This window comes from Achromobacter pulmonis, assembly GCF_002885955.2.
Taxonomy (GTDB): Bacteria; Pseudomonadota; Gammaproteobacteria; order Burkholderiales; family Burkholderiaceae_B; genus Achromobacter; species Achromobacter pulmonis_A.
The window spans coordinates 37,813-53,023 of the sequence record NZ_POQS01000015.1; the positions used below are offsets into that span (position 1 = coordinate 37,813).

18 protein-coding genes are annotated in these 15,211 nt (G+C 64.2%); 14 read left to right on the forward strand and 4 right to left on the reverse strand.

Annotated features, from left to right (window positions below; translation table 11 throughout):
- Positions 1–101: 101 nt before the first annotated feature.
- Positions 102–326, forward strand: a complete 225-nt coding sequence (locus tag C1I89_RS32300) for a YdcH family protein (protein ID WP_102776262.1) — start codon at positions 102–104, stop codon at positions 324–326.
- Between the two features lie 81 nt (positions 327–407).
- Here the strand turns inward: C1I89_RS32300 and C1I89_RS32305 are convergent, their stop codons facing one another.
- Both C1I89_RS32305 and C1I89_RS32310 read right to left on the reverse strand, forming a co-directional pair.
- Positions 408–734, reverse strand: a complete 327-nt coding sequence (locus C1I89_RS32305) for an outer membrane protein assembly factor BamE (RefSeq protein ID WP_102776263.1) — start codon at positions 732–734, stop codon at positions 408–410.
- A gap of 111 nt (positions 735–845) precedes the next feature.
- Positions 846–1,769, reverse strand: a complete 924-nt coding sequence (locus C1I89_RS32310; protein WP_102776264.1) for a LysR family transcriptional regulator — start codon at positions 1,767–1,769, stop codon at positions 846–848.
- 539 nt (positions 1,770–2,308) lie between these two features.
- On the opposite strand from C1I89_RS32310, the gene C1I89_RS32315 reads away from it, so the two are divergent.
- Complete coding sequence (locus C1I89_RS32315; RefSeq protein WP_102776282.1) at positions 2,309–3,376, forward strand: porin; 1,068 nt, start codon at positions 2,309–2,311, stop codon at positions 3,374–3,376.
- A 136-nt stretch (positions 3,377–3,512) separates the two neighbouring features.
- A complete protein-coding gene (locus tag C1I89_RS32320) occupies positions 3,513–4,118 on the forward strand; it encodes a hypothetical protein (protein WP_246842440.1) in 606 nt (201 codons plus the stop codon).
- A gap of 17 nt (positions 4,119–4,135) precedes the next feature.
- Here C1I89_RS32320 and C1I89_RS32325 read toward each other — a convergent pair whose 3' ends face one another.
- The gene (locus C1I89_RS32325) at positions 4,136–5,140 is read right to left on the reverse strand and encodes a tripartite tricarboxylate transporter substrate binding protein (RefSeq protein WP_102776266.1); all 1,005 of its coding nucleotides are present in this window, start codon (positions 5,138–5,140) and stop codon (positions 4,136–4,138) included.
- 145 nt (positions 5,141–5,285) lie between these two features.
- Between C1I89_RS32325 and C1I89_RS32330 the strand changes: the two genes are divergently transcribed.
- The 11 genes from C1I89_RS32330 to C1I89_RS32380 all read left to right on the forward strand — a co-directional run bounded on the left by C1I89_RS32330 (position 5,286) and on the right by C1I89_RS32380 (position 14,925).
- Entirely contained in the window at positions 5,286–5,957 is a 672-nt protein-coding gene (locus C1I89_RS32330) for a GntR family transcriptional regulator (RefSeq protein ID WP_102776267.1), read from the forward strand.
- Between the two features lie 46 nt (positions 5,958–6,003).
- Entirely contained in the window at positions 6,004–6,918 is a 915-nt protein-coding gene (locus C1I89_RS32335; RefSeq protein ID WP_102776268.1) for a fumarylacetoacetate hydrolase family protein, read from the forward strand.
- A 38-nt stretch (positions 6,919–6,956) separates the two neighbouring features.
- Complete coding sequence (locus C1I89_RS32340) at positions 6,957–7,352, forward strand: cupin domain-containing protein (RefSeq protein WP_102776269.1); 396 nt, start codon at positions 6,957–6,959, stop codon at positions 7,350–7,352.
- 40 nt (positions 7,353–7,392) lie between these two features.
- On the forward strand, positions 7,393–8,409 hold the full coding sequence (locus C1I89_RS32345) for a TRAP transporter substrate-binding protein (protein WP_102776270.1): 1,017 nt from the start codon (positions 7,393–7,395) through the stop codon (positions 8,407–8,409).
- Positions 8,410–8,475: 66 nt separating this feature from the next.
- Positions 8,476–8,988: a TRAP transporter small permease gene (locus C1I89_RS32350; RefSeq protein ID WP_102776271.1), complete on the forward strand. Its 513-nt coding sequence runs from the start codon at positions 8,476–8,478 to the stop codon at positions 8,986–8,988.
- Positions 8,988–10,268 carry a TRAP transporter large permease gene (locus tag C1I89_RS32355; protein ID WP_102776272.1) on the forward strand — a complete coding sequence of 427 codons (1,281 nt, stop codon included), beginning with the start codon at positions 8,988–8,990 and terminating at the stop codon, positions 10,266–10,268. The genes C1I89_RS32350 and C1I89_RS32355 overlap by 1 nt, the downstream gene beginning before the upstream one ends.
- Before the next feature lie 19 nt (positions 10,269–10,287).
- Positions 10,288–11,070, forward strand: a complete 783-nt coding sequence (locus C1I89_RS32360) for an SDR family oxidoreductase (protein ID WP_102776273.1) — start codon at positions 10,288–10,290, stop codon at positions 11,068–11,070.
- A 31-nt stretch (positions 11,071–11,101) separates the two neighbouring features.
- Positions 11,102–11,881, forward strand: a complete 780-nt coding sequence (locus tag C1I89_RS32365; protein ID WP_102776274.1) for an SDR family NAD(P)-dependent oxidoreductase — start codon at positions 11,102–11,104, stop codon at positions 11,879–11,881.
- A gap of 25 nt (positions 11,882–11,906) precedes the next feature.
- Positions 11,907–12,209 (forward strand): Dabb family protein, encoded by a 303-nt coding sequence (locus C1I89_RS32370; RefSeq protein ID WP_102776275.1) that lies wholly within the window; start codon positions 11,907–11,909, stop codon positions 12,207–12,209.
- 449 nt (positions 12,210–12,658) lie between these two features.
- Positions 12,659–13,057 (forward strand): YybH family protein, encoded by a 399-nt coding sequence (locus C1I89_RS32375; RefSeq protein WP_168202159.1) that lies wholly within the window; start codon positions 12,659–12,661, stop codon positions 13,055–13,057.
- Positions 13,058–13,434: 377 nt separating this feature from the next.
- Positions 13,435–14,925: a tyrosine-type recombinase/integrase gene (locus C1I89_RS32380; RefSeq protein WP_181391104.1), complete on the forward strand. Its 1,491-nt coding sequence runs from the start codon at positions 13,435–13,437 to the stop codon at positions 14,923–14,925.
- Between the two features lie 51 nt (positions 14,926–14,976).
- On the opposite strand, the gene C1I89_RS32385 is transcribed toward C1I89_RS32380, so the two are convergent.
- Positions 14,977–15,211: JAB domain-containing protein (locus C1I89_RS32385; protein ID WP_308810299.1), on the reverse strand; the 235-nt coding region annotated here is incomplete at its 5' end.

The window sequence follows — 15,211 nt, forward strand, 5'->3', positions numbered from 1 at the left end:
AGCGCCTGGCGTTGGCGTGTCATGGGACCCACAACACAAGGCTCATCAGGCTCCCCAGCTCTACGCTGTACCCCTCGAACCGGTTCTTCCATGAGGCCCTTATGTTTCCTGAATACCGCCAACTCATTACCCAGTTGAAATCCGAGAACGCGCATTTCTCCGCGCTGTTCCAGCGCCACAACGATCTGGACCAGGAAATCCAGAATATAGAGGCCGGCATCAAGCCGGCCTCGGGCAATCAGGTCGAAGTGCTCAAGAAAGAGAAGCTGCAGCTCAAGGACAAGCTATACGGCATTCTGCGCGCGGCCGACCAGGGCGGTAGCTGACCGCCGCGCAATTTCGCTGCCACCAGGCATGGCCGTCGCGTATTGCCGGTTTTTCGCGCAATACGCCGCGGCCTTTGTTTTTTATTTCCGGCCGCGCCTGCCGCCGGACTCCGGCACCGAGGCGTTCACGTAGTCCCGCACCGTGCGGTCCTTGTTGAAAACCACCGTCAGTTTCTGCTGGTCGTCCATGGCGCCGTAGTCGCCATCGTAAAAATAGAACCAGGTCGCGGTCAGCAGCCCTTCGCGGTCGAAATGCTGCGAGCTCGGCGGACCATAATCGCGGACCATCTCGTCGTAGGTCGTGACGTTCAGCTGGATCGACCGCAGCCTGGCTTCGGTGATCAGATTGCTGGAACCCGTGGCGCAGCCCGCCGCCAGGGCGGCCACGCAAAGCAACGACATTCTCATTCGATTCCCTCGATATTGTTATAGCCGCGCTGCGCGGTCGGCGCGGATGCGCAAATTCTCTACTTGCCGAGGGGAAAGCTCAAGCGATATCCGTGCCCGGACCGAACGACGCTACGGTTCCACGGCCACGAAGGCCTCGCTGCCCGCCAGCCGCGACATGGCGTCGACGATGCGGCGCGACAGTTCCAGCACCAGCGGATGGCGCGGCTGGCTGGCAAGCGTGATCACGTCCAGGCTGCAGCCGATCCGCGGGACAAACGGCCTGCACGCGATTTCGGGCCCGTGGCACAGGCGGGCGTACAGGCCGTTGACGATGGACACGCCGACGCCGCAGGCGACCAGCCGGCACGCCAGCTCCATCGTGTGCGCCTCCGCCCGTATTCTCGGCACCGTGCGCCCCTGGCGCAGAACCTGGTCGACCTGCTGGCGCAGCGCGCGCTGGCGCCCCAGCAGCACCATATCGACGCCGATCAGATCGCCCGGCTCCACCTGCTGCAAAGCCTCCAGCGCGTGGCCGGCCGGCATGATGCACACGGCGTCGGTGTCCAGCCGCAATATCGTCTGCAGGCCGGCATGCTGCGTCGGCGAACGGACCAGCGCCAGATCGGCTTCGCGCCCCAGCACTGCGGCCTCGCCCGCCTCGCTGTTGCCCACTTGCATTTCCAGCGCCACGCCGCCGTGGTCGTTCAGGAAAGGCTCCACCACCGATGGCATCACGCATTGGGCCACCGAGCCGGGCAACAGCACGCGCAGCAGGCTGCGCCGCACGCCGCCCCGGCGCAATTGCCCGACGTGACGCTGCAGCGATTCCGCGTCGAGCAGCATGTTGCGCACGTCCGGCAGCAAGGCCGCGGCCTCGTTGCTCGGCAGCAGGCGTCCCTTGCGCCGCACGAACAGCGGCAGCCCCAGATCGGATTCGAACTGGCTCAACAGGCGGCTGACGGCGGGTTGCGACGCGCCCAGCCGCTGCGCCGCCGCGATGGTCGATCCGGTGGCCATGAAGGCCAGAAACGCCTCCAGCTGCTTGAAGTTCATGTCTTTCCCGGCGCGCTGGCTGAGTGCGCGCGTCCTCTTCGGATGAGCACCGGATTCTGCGGGATGTGCATAGGCTCATGCCAGACGTACATACCGTTGCCAAGCATCTGGCTTGGCTCGAACATGCCGGCACACCTAAGCGCTGTACCCCCCGCAAACCAACATTCAATGCATGAGCGCCGAGACCAAGGAACCCACATGCCCGCTGCTTTCCCGTCGATAGTGTTGGCCGGATTTCCTGTCCTCGGCGACGCGATAGAGATGCTAGTTCCTGCGCCCGCGTGCAAGGCTGCGGCCCTGCAAGCCAGTAAGTCACCGGGCCGTCCGCAAGCGCAATATCAGCTGCGTCCTAGGCAGCACGCCCACGCAGCGCGCGCATCGCCCGTCACTCGCAGCGTGACGCAAGGCATCGCCGCAGCGATGCCCCCGCCGACCCGCTAACCCGTCCTCCGTTTCCTTTCCTCTCTCCTCCCGCGCAACACGCGGGCGGCAGGGAGACCTTTTGTCCATTGCAGCACCACACCCAAGGGGAATTCATCGTGAGAAGCAAGCAGACGCAACGCCGGTTCCTGGGCGCCGCCCTGGTCCTTTCCTCCCTTTCCTGCGTCGGCCCGCTCCAGGCCGCGGCAGCCAGCTCGGTCACGCTTTTCGGCGTCGTCGACCAGGGCCTCGTCTACGAACACAAGAACGGCCAATCCAGCCTGAAACAGAAAAGCTCGAACCAGGCCGGCTCGCGCTGGGGCCTGCGCGGCAGCGAAGACCTGGGCGACGGCTACAAGGCCACCTTTCTCCTCGAAAGCGGCTTCAATCTCACTGACGGCACCCAGGGACAAGGCCGGCTGTTCGGCCGCGGCACCCATATCGGCCTGTCCGGCGACTTCGGCGAAATCAAGATGGGCCGCATGTCCGTCTTCGGCTCGGACTGGGGCGGCGTGGGTTCGCCCTTCGGCGGCGGCTGGGGCCAAAGCGGCAACGGCACCGTGCTGGGCAATGGCAAGGGCGACTTCGGCGAGGGCGGCCGCGTCAACAACGCCTTCTTCTATACCTCGCCCCGCATGGACGGCTGGCAGGGCGGCGTGGGCTACAGCCTCGAGGCCACGAACGGCGACGCATTCGCCACCTCCGCCCATGATCGCGTGCTGACCACCGGCCTGCGCTACGACAACGGCCCCGTCGCCCTCGCGCTGACCTATGACCGCTCCATTCCCAATCTGCAAGAGCCGAAAGAAAAGAAAGAGCAGAAGGAAGAAGAGAAGAAAAAGTTCATCAGAAAGAAGGCCTCGTCCAATATCCAGATCGCCGCGGCCTACGACTTCGAAATGTTCAAGGTCCACGCCAGCTATGGCAACCTGCGCAAGTCCAACAGCGACGAATACGGCAAGTACAAGAGCGTCCATGCCGTCATCGCCGGCGTAACGGTGCCCACCGGCAGGACCGGAAAGCTCATGGCCGTCTACCAGCATTCATCCGCGAAAATCGAAGGCTGGGCGCTGGGCTACCAGTACGATCTGTCCAAGCGCACCAACCTCTACGCTTTCCTCAACCGCGTGGACACGGCCGGGTCCCACAAGCTGCAAAGCGCGCTGGGCGTTCGCCACACCTTCTGATGCAGTCACCGCGCGTCCGGGGTATTCCCCGGGCGCGCCCGAGCCCGGCCAGGGCTTGAAACCGGGCCTTCCGATACGGCCCCCACACCAGGACACGGTATGATGGCGCCCCTCGATGATCTCCGGGCCCCCTATCGTGACGAAGTCCGCAGTGCTGCTTGCTCTGGCCGTTCTCCTGACCGGCTGCTCCCAGGAAGAACAGACGCCCTGGATGCGTCTGCAGGCCGCCGTGCCGCAATTGAAAGTCACCGCCGACACCCCCGAGGCGGCGGTGAAATCCTGGTGGCTGGTCCGCGACCAGCAGGAGCAGTACTCGTCCACGGTCTGCAAGGAACTCGGCGGGCTGTACGGTCCCATCCGCTCCGCCCGTGACGGCCTGGCCGCCGGCGAACTGCTGGCCATGCAGGCCGGCCGCGACGCCTGCGATCCGCCCAGCTATGCGCGCGACATCGTGAACGTGGAAGTCGAGTCCGCCACACGCGCGCACGTCATCGCCCAGATCCGCAATACCGAACCACCCACCCCCGGCTATGTGCTGGACAACGACGAGCGCGGCAAGAAAGAGCGCGGCGTCCGCATGCAATACCTGCTGGAACGCGCCGACCAGGGCCAGCCCTGGAAAATCGCGCAGATCTACAGTTCGGACCGCTACTGCACCGTGGCCCCGGTGGACGGCTGGTGCCCGCTGTACGACAGCAAGAAAGGCTCGGGCAACAGCTACGTCTTCGAACTCGCTCAATAGGCGGCGCCGCGCGCCGGTCAATTCACGCTGACGCCGGCCTCGCGCACCACCTTGCGCCAGATCGAGATTTCATTGACGATCTGCTCGCGAAATGCCGCCGGCGTGCCGGGCGCCGCTTCTTCTCCCGTGGTCTGGAGCCGCTCGACCATGTCGGCCCGCACCACCGCCGCGTTGACCGCGGCGTTGAGCCTGGCCTGGATGGCCGGCGCCACGCCCTTGGGCGCGATCAGCCCGTACCACACCGTCACGTCGTACGGCACGCCCGCTTCCCGCACCGTGGGCACGTCCGGCGCTGACGATACGCGTTCGGGCAGCGTCACCGCCAACACCTTCAGGCGCTGGTCCTTGCGATAAGGCAGCGTGGACCCCGCGGTCGTCAGCATCGCATCGACCTGCCCCGAAACCGTATCGGTCAATGCCGGCGCCGAGCCCTTGTACGGGACGTGGGTCATGGAAATGCCCGCGGCCTTCAGCAAGGCCTCCATCGCCAGATGCGAAATCCCGCCCGTGCCGGACGAGGCGTAAGTCAGCTCGCCGGGCTTGCTCCTGGCCAGCTCGACCAGCTCGGACAGCGTGTTCGCCGGCACGCCCGGATGCACGGACACGAAGAATGGCGCGCGCGCAATCATGCCTATCGGCGTCATGTCCGCCACCGGGTCGAACGGCAACTGGTACAGGCTGGGATTGACCGAATAACTGTTGGAGATCAGCGTCAGCGTGTAGCCGTCCGGCTCCGCGCGCAGCCCCTGCTCCACCCCCAGCTTGCCGCCGGCGCCGGGGCGGTTCTCGACCACGACCGGCTGCTTCAAGTCATCGGAAAGCAACTGGCCCAGCAAACGCGCGATCCCGTCGTTGCCCCCGCCGGCCGCGAACGGCACGATCAGCTTGATCGGCTTGCTGGGGAAATCCTCGGCCTGCGCGGCCTGCAAAGGGCCTGCCATCGCGGCCACCGCCAATGCGGCGCACAGCAGTTTCCTGCGCGATAAGCCGTGCCGGGCACGGATCGTGAATTGCTGGGTCATGCCTGTCTCTTCCTTGTATATGCCGCGCCTTGGAACGGGCGCCGGTCGGCGGATGAAGTATGCCCCAACCGCGTAAACCCCTATAGGCTTCTGGTGCACAACAGCACTACATTGAATACCTGAATTGATATTTGTATACAAAACGATGACTGGCATACAAAAAAAGGCAGGCTCGCAGTCCGTGTACGAGGACGTCAGCGCCCTGCTGCGGGACATGATGAAAGACATCACCGAGCCGGTGCGGGTGCGCGAGGAAGACCTGGCGAACCAGCTGGGGGTCAGCCGCACGCCCGTGCGCGAGGCGCTGATCCGTCTGGAAAGCACCGGCATGGTCCATCTGCGCCCCGGCCGCGGCGCCCTGCTGACGCCGGTGACGGACGAGGAATACATCGAGTGGCTGCAGCTGCGCGAGCAGCTGGAAGGCTTCGCCACGCGCGAGGCCGCGCTCAACGCTTCGCAGCGCGACGTGCAGCGGCTGCGCGCCCTGTTCGCGCCCTTCATCGGGCTGGAGGAAGACACGTTCGCGCCGGTGCCCTATGGCCAGGCCAATGTCGCGTTCCACAAGGAAATCATCGCGCTTGCCAACAACCGCCTGCTCGAGCGCGTCTGGGCCGCGTTCGGCCACAGGCAGACCACGTACCGGCGCCAGACCATCAAGCGCCTGCACCGCTTCAGCACTTCGCTGCGCGAGCACCTGGCCATCATCGACGCGATCGAGCGCCGCGACGCCGAGCTGGCGGAAAAACTGGCCCGCCAGCACGTGCGCACGCTCTATGACGACTTCGTCAAGGCCTTGCAGGCCGGCGGCGGCGCCTAGCCCCCGCGCGCATCCAACCTTGCCTACAACCCGACCCGATTCCGAGATGAAATTCCTGACTTACGCCGTACAAGACCAACCCCGTCTGGGCATGCTGCTGGACGACGACCGCGTGCTGGACCTGACCGCGCTGCTGGCCTCGCGTCCGGACTTGGGGCTGCCCGGACCGGTGCGCAACGTCAACGACTTGATCGCCCTGGGCGACGACACCGTGGCGCGCGTGTGCGGCGCCGGCCTGCTCGACGGCGTGGACACCGCCGCGCTGCCGAGGCTGGCCGACGTGCGCGTGCTGCCGCCGCTGGCGATGGCCCGCAACGTGTTCTGCGTGGGCCGCAATTACCGCGAGCACATCATCGAGGGCAACCTGGCGCGCGGCCGCCCGGCCGACGCCTTTCCCGAAGCCATCGAGTTCTTTACCAAGGCGCCCACCGCCGTGGTCGGCCACGGCGCGGACGTCAAGCGCCACGCCGGCCTGACCGACAGCCTGGACTATGAAGTCGAGCTGGCCATCGTGATCGGCCGCGCCGGCGCCGACATCCCGCGCGAGCGGGCCCTGGACCACGTGTTCGGATACACCATCGTCAACGACGTCACCGCGCGCGACCTGCAGGCGCGCCACGGCCAGTGGTTCAAGGGCAAGAGCCTGGACACCAGCTGTCCCATGGGGCCGGTCGTGGCGCATCGCTCGGCGATTCCCGACGCCAACAATCTGACGGTGTCGCTGTCGGTCAATGGCGAAGTCCGCCAGCACGACAACACCTCGGACATGATCTTCGACGTGGCGGCCATCATCGAACAGCTGTCGGCCGGCATGACGCTGCTGCCGGGCGACGTGATCGCCACGGGCACGCCCAAGGGCGTGGGATTCGCGCTGAACCCGCCGCGCTGCCTGCAAGCCGGCGACGTGGTGTCGGCCAGCGTCGAACGCATCGGCACCTTGACCAACCGCATCGCCGCTTGATTGCCGGGCGCCCGAGCGTCCGTTTGGAGGAGAGACCCATGAACATCCCTGACACCCTGAAGCCCTATGCCACGGGCGACCTGGCCTCGCGCTACGTCAACGTCGACGAGCTGCCCTGGAAGCCCACGCCGACGCCGGGCATCGACATGAAAGTGCTGCTCGACGTGCCGGAAACCGGCTTGCTGACCGCGCTCTTTCGCTGGGCGCCGGGCACTTCCCTGCCGCTGCACGAACACGTCGAAATCGAACAGACCTATGTGCTCAGCGGCAGCATCGTCGACGACGAGGGCGAAGTGCGCGAAGGCAATTACGTCTGGCGCCCCAAAGGCAACCGCCATATCGCGCGCTCGCCGAACGGCGCGCTGGTGCTGTCGTTCTTCCTGAAACCGAACAAGTTCCTGGAAGGCGATCTGGCGGGCAAAGAACTCAAGTAATCAGACAAGACAGCCGTCCAAGGACGGGACAGGAGACACAATGAAGTTCCACTACAAGCACATTGCGGCGGGCCTGACCGCCGCCGTCATGGCCTGCCTGTCGGTGCAGGCCGCCGCCGCCGACATCCAGGAGCGCCGCGTCAAGTTCAGCTACCCGGTCAGCCGGACCAACCCGGTCGGCATGGCCACCGAGAAATTCATCGAACTGGTCGGCCAGAAGACCAATGGCAAGATCAAGGTCACCGGCTATGCCGACGCCCAGCTCGGCAACGAGATCCAGGCCATGTCCTCGGCGCAGGGCGGCATCATCGAAATGACCGTGGTCTCGACCGCGGGCGCGGCCAACAACGTGAAGGAACTGGGCATCTTCGACCTGCCCTTCCTGTTCCAGTCCGTGGAAGAGGCCGATGCCGTCATCGACGGTCCGGTCGGCAAGGAACTGCTGAACAAGTTCGCCGCCAAGAACCTCGTCGGCCTGTGCTACTGGGACTACGGTTTCCGCCAGGTGTCCAACAGCAAGCATCCCATCAACAAGGTCGAGGACTTCCAGGGCCTGAAGCTGCGCGTGCTGCAGAACCGCATCTACATCGACACCTTCAAGGCGCTGGGCGCCAATCCCCTGCCGCTGCCCTATCCGGAAACCTATACGGCGCTGGAGACCAAGGCCATCGACGGCCAGGAAAGCGCGTACCTGGTGACCAAGAGCAGCGGTTACCAGGAGATCCAGAAGTACATGACGGAAACCAACCACGTGTTCCTGCCCGCGGTGGTCATGGCCAGCAAGCGCTTCTGGGACCGCCTGAGCAAGGATGAGCGGGCCGTCATCCAGCAGTCCTGCGACGAGTCCGTCACTTACTTCCGCCAGGTCAGCCGCGACCAGGAAAAGAAAGTCGTGGGCGAACTGTCGGCGGCGGGCATGTCGATGAACAAGATCGACCCCGCCGAGAAGCAGCGCATGGTGCAGGCCACCGCCGCGGTCACCGAAAAGTACAAGACGGAGCTGGGCGCCGAACTGGTCGATCGCACCGTCGCCACGATCAACCAGACCCGCAAATAAAAACAGCGCTTGCCCGTGCAAGGAGGCGGCCGCAACGGCCGCCCTATCTCTTCAAGGACGTCGACGATGTCAAGAATCGTGCACGCCTATTTCACCCTGCTCAAAGCCGTCATCGTCATCTGCCTGGTGGCCATGGTGGTGATGGTGTTCAGCAATGTGGTGATGCGGTTTATTTTCAACTCCGGCATTCCGGTCTCCGAGGAACTGTCGCGCTGGTGTTTCGTGTGGCTGACCTTCCTGGGCGCCATCCTGGTGCTGCATGACCGTTCCCACCTGGGCGTGGACGTGGTGCTGCAGGCGCTTCCGTCCGCCGCGCGCCGGGCTTGCCTGATCGTGGCCAACCTGCTGATGCTGTACGCGACCTGGCTGATCCTGGTGGGCAGCATCGAACAGACTTCGCTGAACATGGGCGCCAGCGCGCCGGCCAGCGGCCTGTCCCAGGCCTGGTTCTTCGGCGTGGGCGTGGTGTTCGCCGCCTCGACCGGGCTGATCCTGTTGTATCAGCTCTATCAAGTCTGCACGGCGCCCGCCGCCGAGCTGGACAAGTTCATTTCCCCCCACGAGTCGGGAGCCGAATAATGACATTGGCAATTTTCGTCGCCGTGCTGCTCGTGGGCCTGGCCATCGGCCTGCCGGTGGCCTACGCGCTGATCCTCACCGGCGTGGCGCTGATGTACCAGCTGGACTTCTACGATGCGCAGATCGTGGCCCAGAACCTGCTCAACGGCGCGGACAGCTTCCCGCTGATGGCGGTGCCGTTCTTCATGCTGGCCGGCGCCGTGATGAACGCGGGCGGCCTGTCGGCCCGGATCGTGGACCTGGCGCTGGCGCTGGTGGGCCACATCAAGGGAGGCCTGGGCTATGTCACGATCCTGGCCGCCTCCATCCTGGCCAGTCTGTCGGGCTCGGCCGCGGCCGACGCCGCCGCCCTGTCGGCCCTGCTGGTGCCCATGATGATGAAAGCCGGCCACAGCCGCGCGCGCTCCAGCGGCCTGGTGGCCTCGTCCGGCATCATCGCCCTGGTCATCCCGCCTTCCATCGGCCTGGTGCTGATCGGCGTCACCGGCAACATCAGCATCACCGGCCTGTTCATGGCCGGCATCGTGCCCGGGATCATGATGGGGCTGTCGCTGTGCGTGGCCTGGTGGCTGCTGTCGCGCAAGGAACAGATCCAGCCCTTGCCGCGGGTCGACCGCAAGGTGGTCGGCAAGACCCTGGTCGAGAGCTTCTGGGCGCTGCTGCTTCCGGTCATCATCATCGTCGGCCTGCGCTTCGGCATCTTCACCCCGACCGAAGCCGGCGTGGTCGCCGCCGTCTACGCCATCTTCGTGGCCGCCTGCATCTACCGCGAACTGAGCATGCGCCAGCTGTACGAAGTGTTCCTGACTTCGGCCAAGATGACCGCCATGGTGATGTTCCTGGTGGCCGGCGCGCTGGTCTCGGGCTGGATGATCACCATCGCCGGCCTGCCCGCGCAGGTCTCCGAGATCATCAGCCCGTTCAGCGGCAGCCCCACGCTGCTGATGCTGGTCATCATCGGCCTGGTGATCGTGATCGGCATGGCGATGGACATGATCCCCATCGTGCTGATCCTGATCCCCGTGCTGCTGCCCTCGGTCACGGCCGCCGGCATCGACCCCGTCTACTTCGGCGTCGTGTTCATGCTGGCCTGCGCCATCGGCCTGATCACGCCGCCGGTCGGCGCCGTGCTCAACGTCGTGGCCGGCGTGACGGGCGTGCGCATGGTCGAACTCATCAAGGGCGTCTGGCCTTTCCTGCTGGCGCAATGCGCGACCCTGCTGCTGCTGATCCTGTTCCCGCAGCTGGTGCTGGTCCCGTATCGCTGGATCATGCACTGACACACCGAGGAGCGACGACATGGAACACCTGGACGACTTCAACGGCTGCCGCGTCATGGTGTCGGCCGGCGCCTCGGGCATCGGGCGGGCCATCGCCCGGGCCTTCCACGAGCGCGGCGCGCGCGTACACGTCTGCGACGTCTCCGAGCAGGCGCTCGCGGCGGCCGGCGCCGAACTGCCGGGCCTGGGCGTGTTTCGCGCCGACGTGGCCGCGGAAGCCGATGTCGACGCCTGGTTCGCGCACGCCCTGGCCGACCTGGGCGGACTGGACGTGCTGGTCAACAACGCCGGCATCGCCGGGCCGACCTCGGCGGTGGGCGAACTGAGCGTCGAAGACTGGGACCGCACCATGGCGGTCAACGTGCGCGGCCAGTTCCTGTGCGTGCGGCGCGCCCTCGCGCCGCTGCGGCAATCCGACAGGGCCGCCATCATCAACCTCAGCTCGGTGGCGGGACGCCTGGGATATCCCATGCGCGCGCCCTACGCCGCGTCCAAGTGGGCCGTGGTCGGGCTGACCCAAAGCCTGGCCATCGAGCTGGGCGACGACGACATCACCGTCAACGCCATCCTGCCCGGCATCGTCGAAAGCGAACGCGTCAACCAGGTGGTGGCGGCGAAAGCCGGGCTGCGCGGCATCCCGGAAGCCGACATGCGCGCCGAAATCCTGCAGCACGTGTCGCTGCACCGCACCGTGCCCATGGACGACATCGCCCGCACCGCCCTGTTCCTGGCCGGCGCCGCCGGCCGCAGCATCACCGGGCAATGCATGAACATCTGCGCCGGCGTGCAGACGCTGCGCTGAACTTCGGCCCGCATGGGCCTGGGAGAACCGAGTGGACCAACAATTCCTGACCTCGACGTTCGGCCTGCAAGGCCGGACCATGCTGATCACCGGCGGCGCCTCCGGCCTGGGCCTGAACATGGCCGAAGCCGCCGGCAAGGCGGGCGCGCGCATCGTCGTCAACGACGTGCGCGAGGAGGCCTGCGACCAGGCCGTGGCCGGCTTGCGCGCACTGGGCATAGACGCCCGCGGCGCGGTATTCGACGTATCCCGCGCCGCCGCGGTCGCCGACGCCGTGGCCGCGCTGGCCGCCGACGGCTGGTCGCCCGACGTGCTGGTCAGCAACGCCGGCAACCAGAACCGCGCCCCCGTGATCGAACAGGACCCCGAAGTCTGGCAATCCATCCTCAACGTCCACGTCAACGGCGCCTTCAACTGCGCACGCGCCGTGCTGCCCGCCATGATCGCCCAGGGCGGCGGACGCATCATCATCACCTCCTCGGTAGCGGCGCTGGCATGCATGCCCGGCATCGCCGCCTACTCGGCGGCCAAGGGCGCGCTGGCGGCCTTCACCCGCGCCCTGGCCGTCGAATACGGCGGCCAGGGGGTCACCTGCAACGCGCTGGCCCCCGGCTTCGTGCGCACCGGCTTCACCACCGCCCTGCAGGAACGCGAACAGTTCAACGACTTCCTGAAAAGCCAGGTCCCGCTGGGCCGCTGGGCCGACCCCGAAGACATCTCCCCGGCCGTCATCTACCTGGCTTCGCAGGCCGGCCGCTTCGTCAACGGCCACGTGCTCGCCATCGACGGCGGGCTGCTGGCGCACCTGTGATCCCCGGCAGCAAGGAGTCGCCGCAATGTTTCTGCATATCGTGATGATGGAATTCGACGACCGCGTCGACGCCGAATTCTTCCGCACCGTCGATGAATACGTGGCCCGCATGAAGCGGGAATGCGCGGGCCTGCTGCTCTACCACTTCGGCGCCAACGTCGCGGCCCGCTCCCAGGGCTACACCCACGCCACCAGCTCGGCCTTCGTCGACGCGGCCGCCCACGACGCCTACCAGACCTGTCCGGCGCACGTGGCCATGAAGGAGTACATGGGGCCGCATATCAAGCGGGTGGTGGTGTATGACGGGGAGATGGGGGGTATCGGCTGAGCTTGGATGGAAGCAAAGCCAGGGTTAGGCTGCTGTGTATTCAGCGAGTAAAAGCTTACCAAGCCACGGACTTGTGGATCGCCGCCCGTATGTGGTGGCAAGGCCCTGCTTGGATTCCTGTGCGGATATTGATTCTGCCCCGCTGCGGGAGCCGCCAGTCGCGCCATAACGCAACGGCCCCATTGCGGGGGCCTTGCGCCCTAGCGTCGAAATACTAGGGAAATCAGAGTGCAGGGAGTCTTTAGGCTCCCGCACCAGCAGCCGAAGCCGTTGGGGAGATATTCTTGAGTTTTACGGTAGGTGTTCGGTCGCATCCACCATGCATACCAATATGGAGCAGCAAATGGCCGGATTTCGGACCCATTCCAATGGACGTCCCCCGTATCACGTCTTGGGTGCTACGTGAATGCTACGGCGTCTATGTCCCTATTCACGCAAAGGAGACTGAGATGCGAAATCTCGAAAAGCGGCAGATCGAAAACATCGTGCTCGATTGGGCCCGGGCCGTCAGCGCCGGCGACCGCGATGGCATTCTTGCCCGCCATGCGGATGATCTCTTGATGTTCGACTTCCCGAACACCGTGCGAGGAATAGCGGCGTACGACAAGACCTGGGACTTCTTTTACGCGAATCCCAGGGGAACGATCACCTACGCCCCGAGAGACCTGGCTATTACCGCCGGGCAGGACGTCGCCTTCGCCTGCTGTGAAGTCCATTGCGACGGAACCTCGGCCGGCCCTCTGGATTTCCGTTTGACCGTTGGACTCGAGCGGCGCAACGGCGAATGGATCATCACGCACGAACATCATTCGATGGTGACGACCGAGGAACGGTTTATTGAGCAATGAGGCGACGGCCTGGCGTCAAATGCCATCGCAGCCGTCTTGCAAAAAGGCAAAGGGTTAGCTCGCCGATGCTGAGCTAACCCTTTGATTTTATTGGTCGGGGCGGCGGGATTCGAACTCGCGACCCTCTGCTCCCAAATTAGAAACGCGCGAACATCAGCGAACGTCAGCGAACGAACAACCAACTGATTCATAAGGCTTTATCCAAATTTCCTTGTTCGTCGACGTTCGCTAATGTACGCTGACAGCCGCAAAAATGTTGTCCCATATGTTGTCCCATATGGCGCTTGAGGCAGAAGAACGGAGAGATTCGAGGAAATATGACGAGATACCCAAAACGCGNGCGCTTGAGGCAGAAGAACGGAGAGATTCGAGGAAATATGACGAGATACCCAAAACGCGGAAAAGGTGCGCGGTGGACCGTCAAAGAGCTGGAAGCGGTACCGGCGGAATGGGTCGGTGATCACCTGGCCGATGGAGACGGCCTAACTGGGGAGATCCGCATTCAGCGCGGCACGATGGCCGTGGTGTGGCGATACGCCTATCGCATGGGCGACAAGGTAAAGCGATTCTACTGCGGCTCATGGCCGGAGCGCACACTCGACGAGATCCGCTCCGCCAGGAACAAAGCGCGGGCGGACATTAAGGCGGGCCGCAATCCGTCAGACGTCCGCGACTTGGAAAACGCCCAGGTGCGGGAAGCTATGGCAGCTGAATCTGCCGCTGTAACCGCCGCTGAAGAAGAGGCCGCGACCGACGCCCTTTCGTTCCAAGAGATATATAAAAGCTGGCTGGAATCGGGAGTGAAGCGAACAGATGGCAACACCGAAGTGAAGCGCATCGTTGAAAAAGACGTGCTTCCCTTGATCGGTGATACTCCCGTGCGATCAATTCGCGAGAAGGATATTGAGCGAGTGATCCGCTCGATTGTCGGCCGCGGTTGCAATCGGCTTGCCGAGGTGACCTACCAAATACTGGGCCAGATGTTCCATTGGGCAGAAAAGCGCCAACCATGGCGAAAGCTGCTTTCGGAAGGAAATCCGGTTGAGCTGGTTGAGCTCGGGGTGCTCCTGGCGGACGATTACGACCCGGATAACCCGCGCGAACGCGTTCTCCCGCCTATTGAGATTGTCGAGCTCCAGACTCGATACCGCGAGTTGGAGGAGCAGTATCTCGCTTCGGATGACAAGCGAAAGAGGAAGCCTCCATCCAAGGCGTTGCAGGCAGTTTCCTGGATCTGTTTGAGCACGCTATGCCGGATAGGGGAACTGCACCTAACCGAAATTACGCATCTCGATCTCCGAGAAGGTACCTGGTTCATTCCCAAGGCGAACGTCAAGGGCAGAAAATCACAGAAGCGCGACCATCTGGTCTTTCTGTCACCCTTCGCAGTCAAGCATTTCGAGACCCTTGTCAACCTGGCAGGATCATCCCGCTGGCTCCTACCTTCGCGCGACAATGATGACGCGGGGGTAGACCAACCGATGTATAAGCAGGCCTTTACTAAGCAAATCAAAGATCGGCAAGCCATGTTCAACGGAAAGCCCAAAGCACGTCGCGCTTCGGACAACTCCCTGGTGCTCGGCAAAGGCCAAAACGGCAATTGGACACCTCATGATTTACGGCGAACGGGGTCGACGATCATGGAGTCGCTAGGAATCGATCCAAACATCATCGACCGCTGCCAAAATCACGTCATTCACACGGGCAAGAACCGAGTCAGGCGGCACTACCAGCTCTACGACTACGCCGACGAGAAACATGCAGCATGGGCGAAGCTCGGCGAATATTTGGAAAGACTGCTGTCGGGAGCCGTGGCGCCGGCCGAGCGTCAAAAGCGGCTAACCGCCAAGCAGCTACTCGCAGCGTAAAAAAAACCGAAGACCGTTCGGTCTTCGGTTGTTGGACGCATGCGCGCAAGTCTAGATCCAGCCCATCTTGGCCATAGAGTGGCCGCTACCCGCCGCCACGATCACGTGGTCGACCAGCGAGACATTCACCAGAGCAACCGCTTCCTTCAAGCGCCGCGTAACCTGAACGTCCCCCTTGCTTGGCTGCGACGAGCCAGAGGGATGGTTGTGGGCAATCAAGATGGAGTGCGCGTTGTGCCGAATTGCCGCCTTCACGACCTCACGTGGATACACGCTGGTCTCCGAC

Coding starts and splice junctions, on each gene's coding strand:
- C1I89_RS32325 (WP_102776266.1), bottom strand. CDS start 5,140: ATGACCCAGCAATTCACGATCCGTGCCCGGCACGGCTTATCGCGCAGG.
- C1I89_RS32300 (WP_102776262.1), top strand. CDS start 102: ATGTTTCCTGAATACCGCCAACTCATTACCCAGTTGAAATCCGAGAAC.
- C1I89_RS32380 (WP_181391104.1), top strand. CDS start 13,435: ATGACGAGATACCCAAAACGCGGAAAAGGTGCGCGGTGGACCGTCAAA.
- C1I89_RS32350 (WP_102776271.1), top strand. CDS start 8,476: ATGTCAAGAATCGTGCACGCCTATTTCACCCTGCTCAAAGCCGTCATC.
- C1I89_RS32335 (WP_102776268.1), top strand. CDS start 6,004: ATGAAATTCCTGACTTACGCCGTACAAGACCAACCCCGTCTGGGCATG.
- C1I89_RS32340 (WP_102776269.1), top strand. CDS start 6,957: ATGAACATCCCTGACACCCTGAAGCCCTATGCCACGGGCGACCTGGCC.
- C1I89_RS32310 (WP_102776264.1), bottom strand. CDS start 1,769: ATGAACTTCAAGCAGCTGGAGGCGTTTCTGGCCTTCATGGCCACCGGA.
- C1I89_RS32370 (WP_102776275.1), top strand. CDS start 11,907: ATGTTTCTGCATATCGTGATGATGGAATTCGACGACCGCGTCGACGCC.
- C1I89_RS32330 (WP_102776267.1), top strand. CDS start 5,286: ATGACTGGCATACAAAAAAAGGCAGGCTCGCAGTCCGTGTACGAGGAC.
- C1I89_RS32305 (WP_102776263.1), bottom strand. CDS start 734: ATGAGAATGTCGTTGCTTTGCGTGGCCGCCCTGGCGGCGGGCTGCGCC.
- C1I89_RS32355 (WP_102776272.1), top strand. CDS start 8,988: ATGACATTGGCAATTTTCGTCGCCGTGCTGCTCGTGGGCCTGGCCATC.
- C1I89_RS32360 (WP_102776273.1), top strand. CDS start 10,288: ATGGAACACCTGGACGACTTCAACGGCTGCCGCGTCATGGTGTCGGCC.
- C1I89_RS32345 (WP_102776270.1), top strand. CDS start 7,393: ATGAAGTTCCACTACAAGCACATTGCGGCGGGCCTGACCGCCGCCGTC.
- C1I89_RS32375 (WP_168202159.1), top strand. CDS start 12,659: ATGCGAAATCTCGAAAAGCGGCAGATCGAAAACATCGTGCTCGATTGG.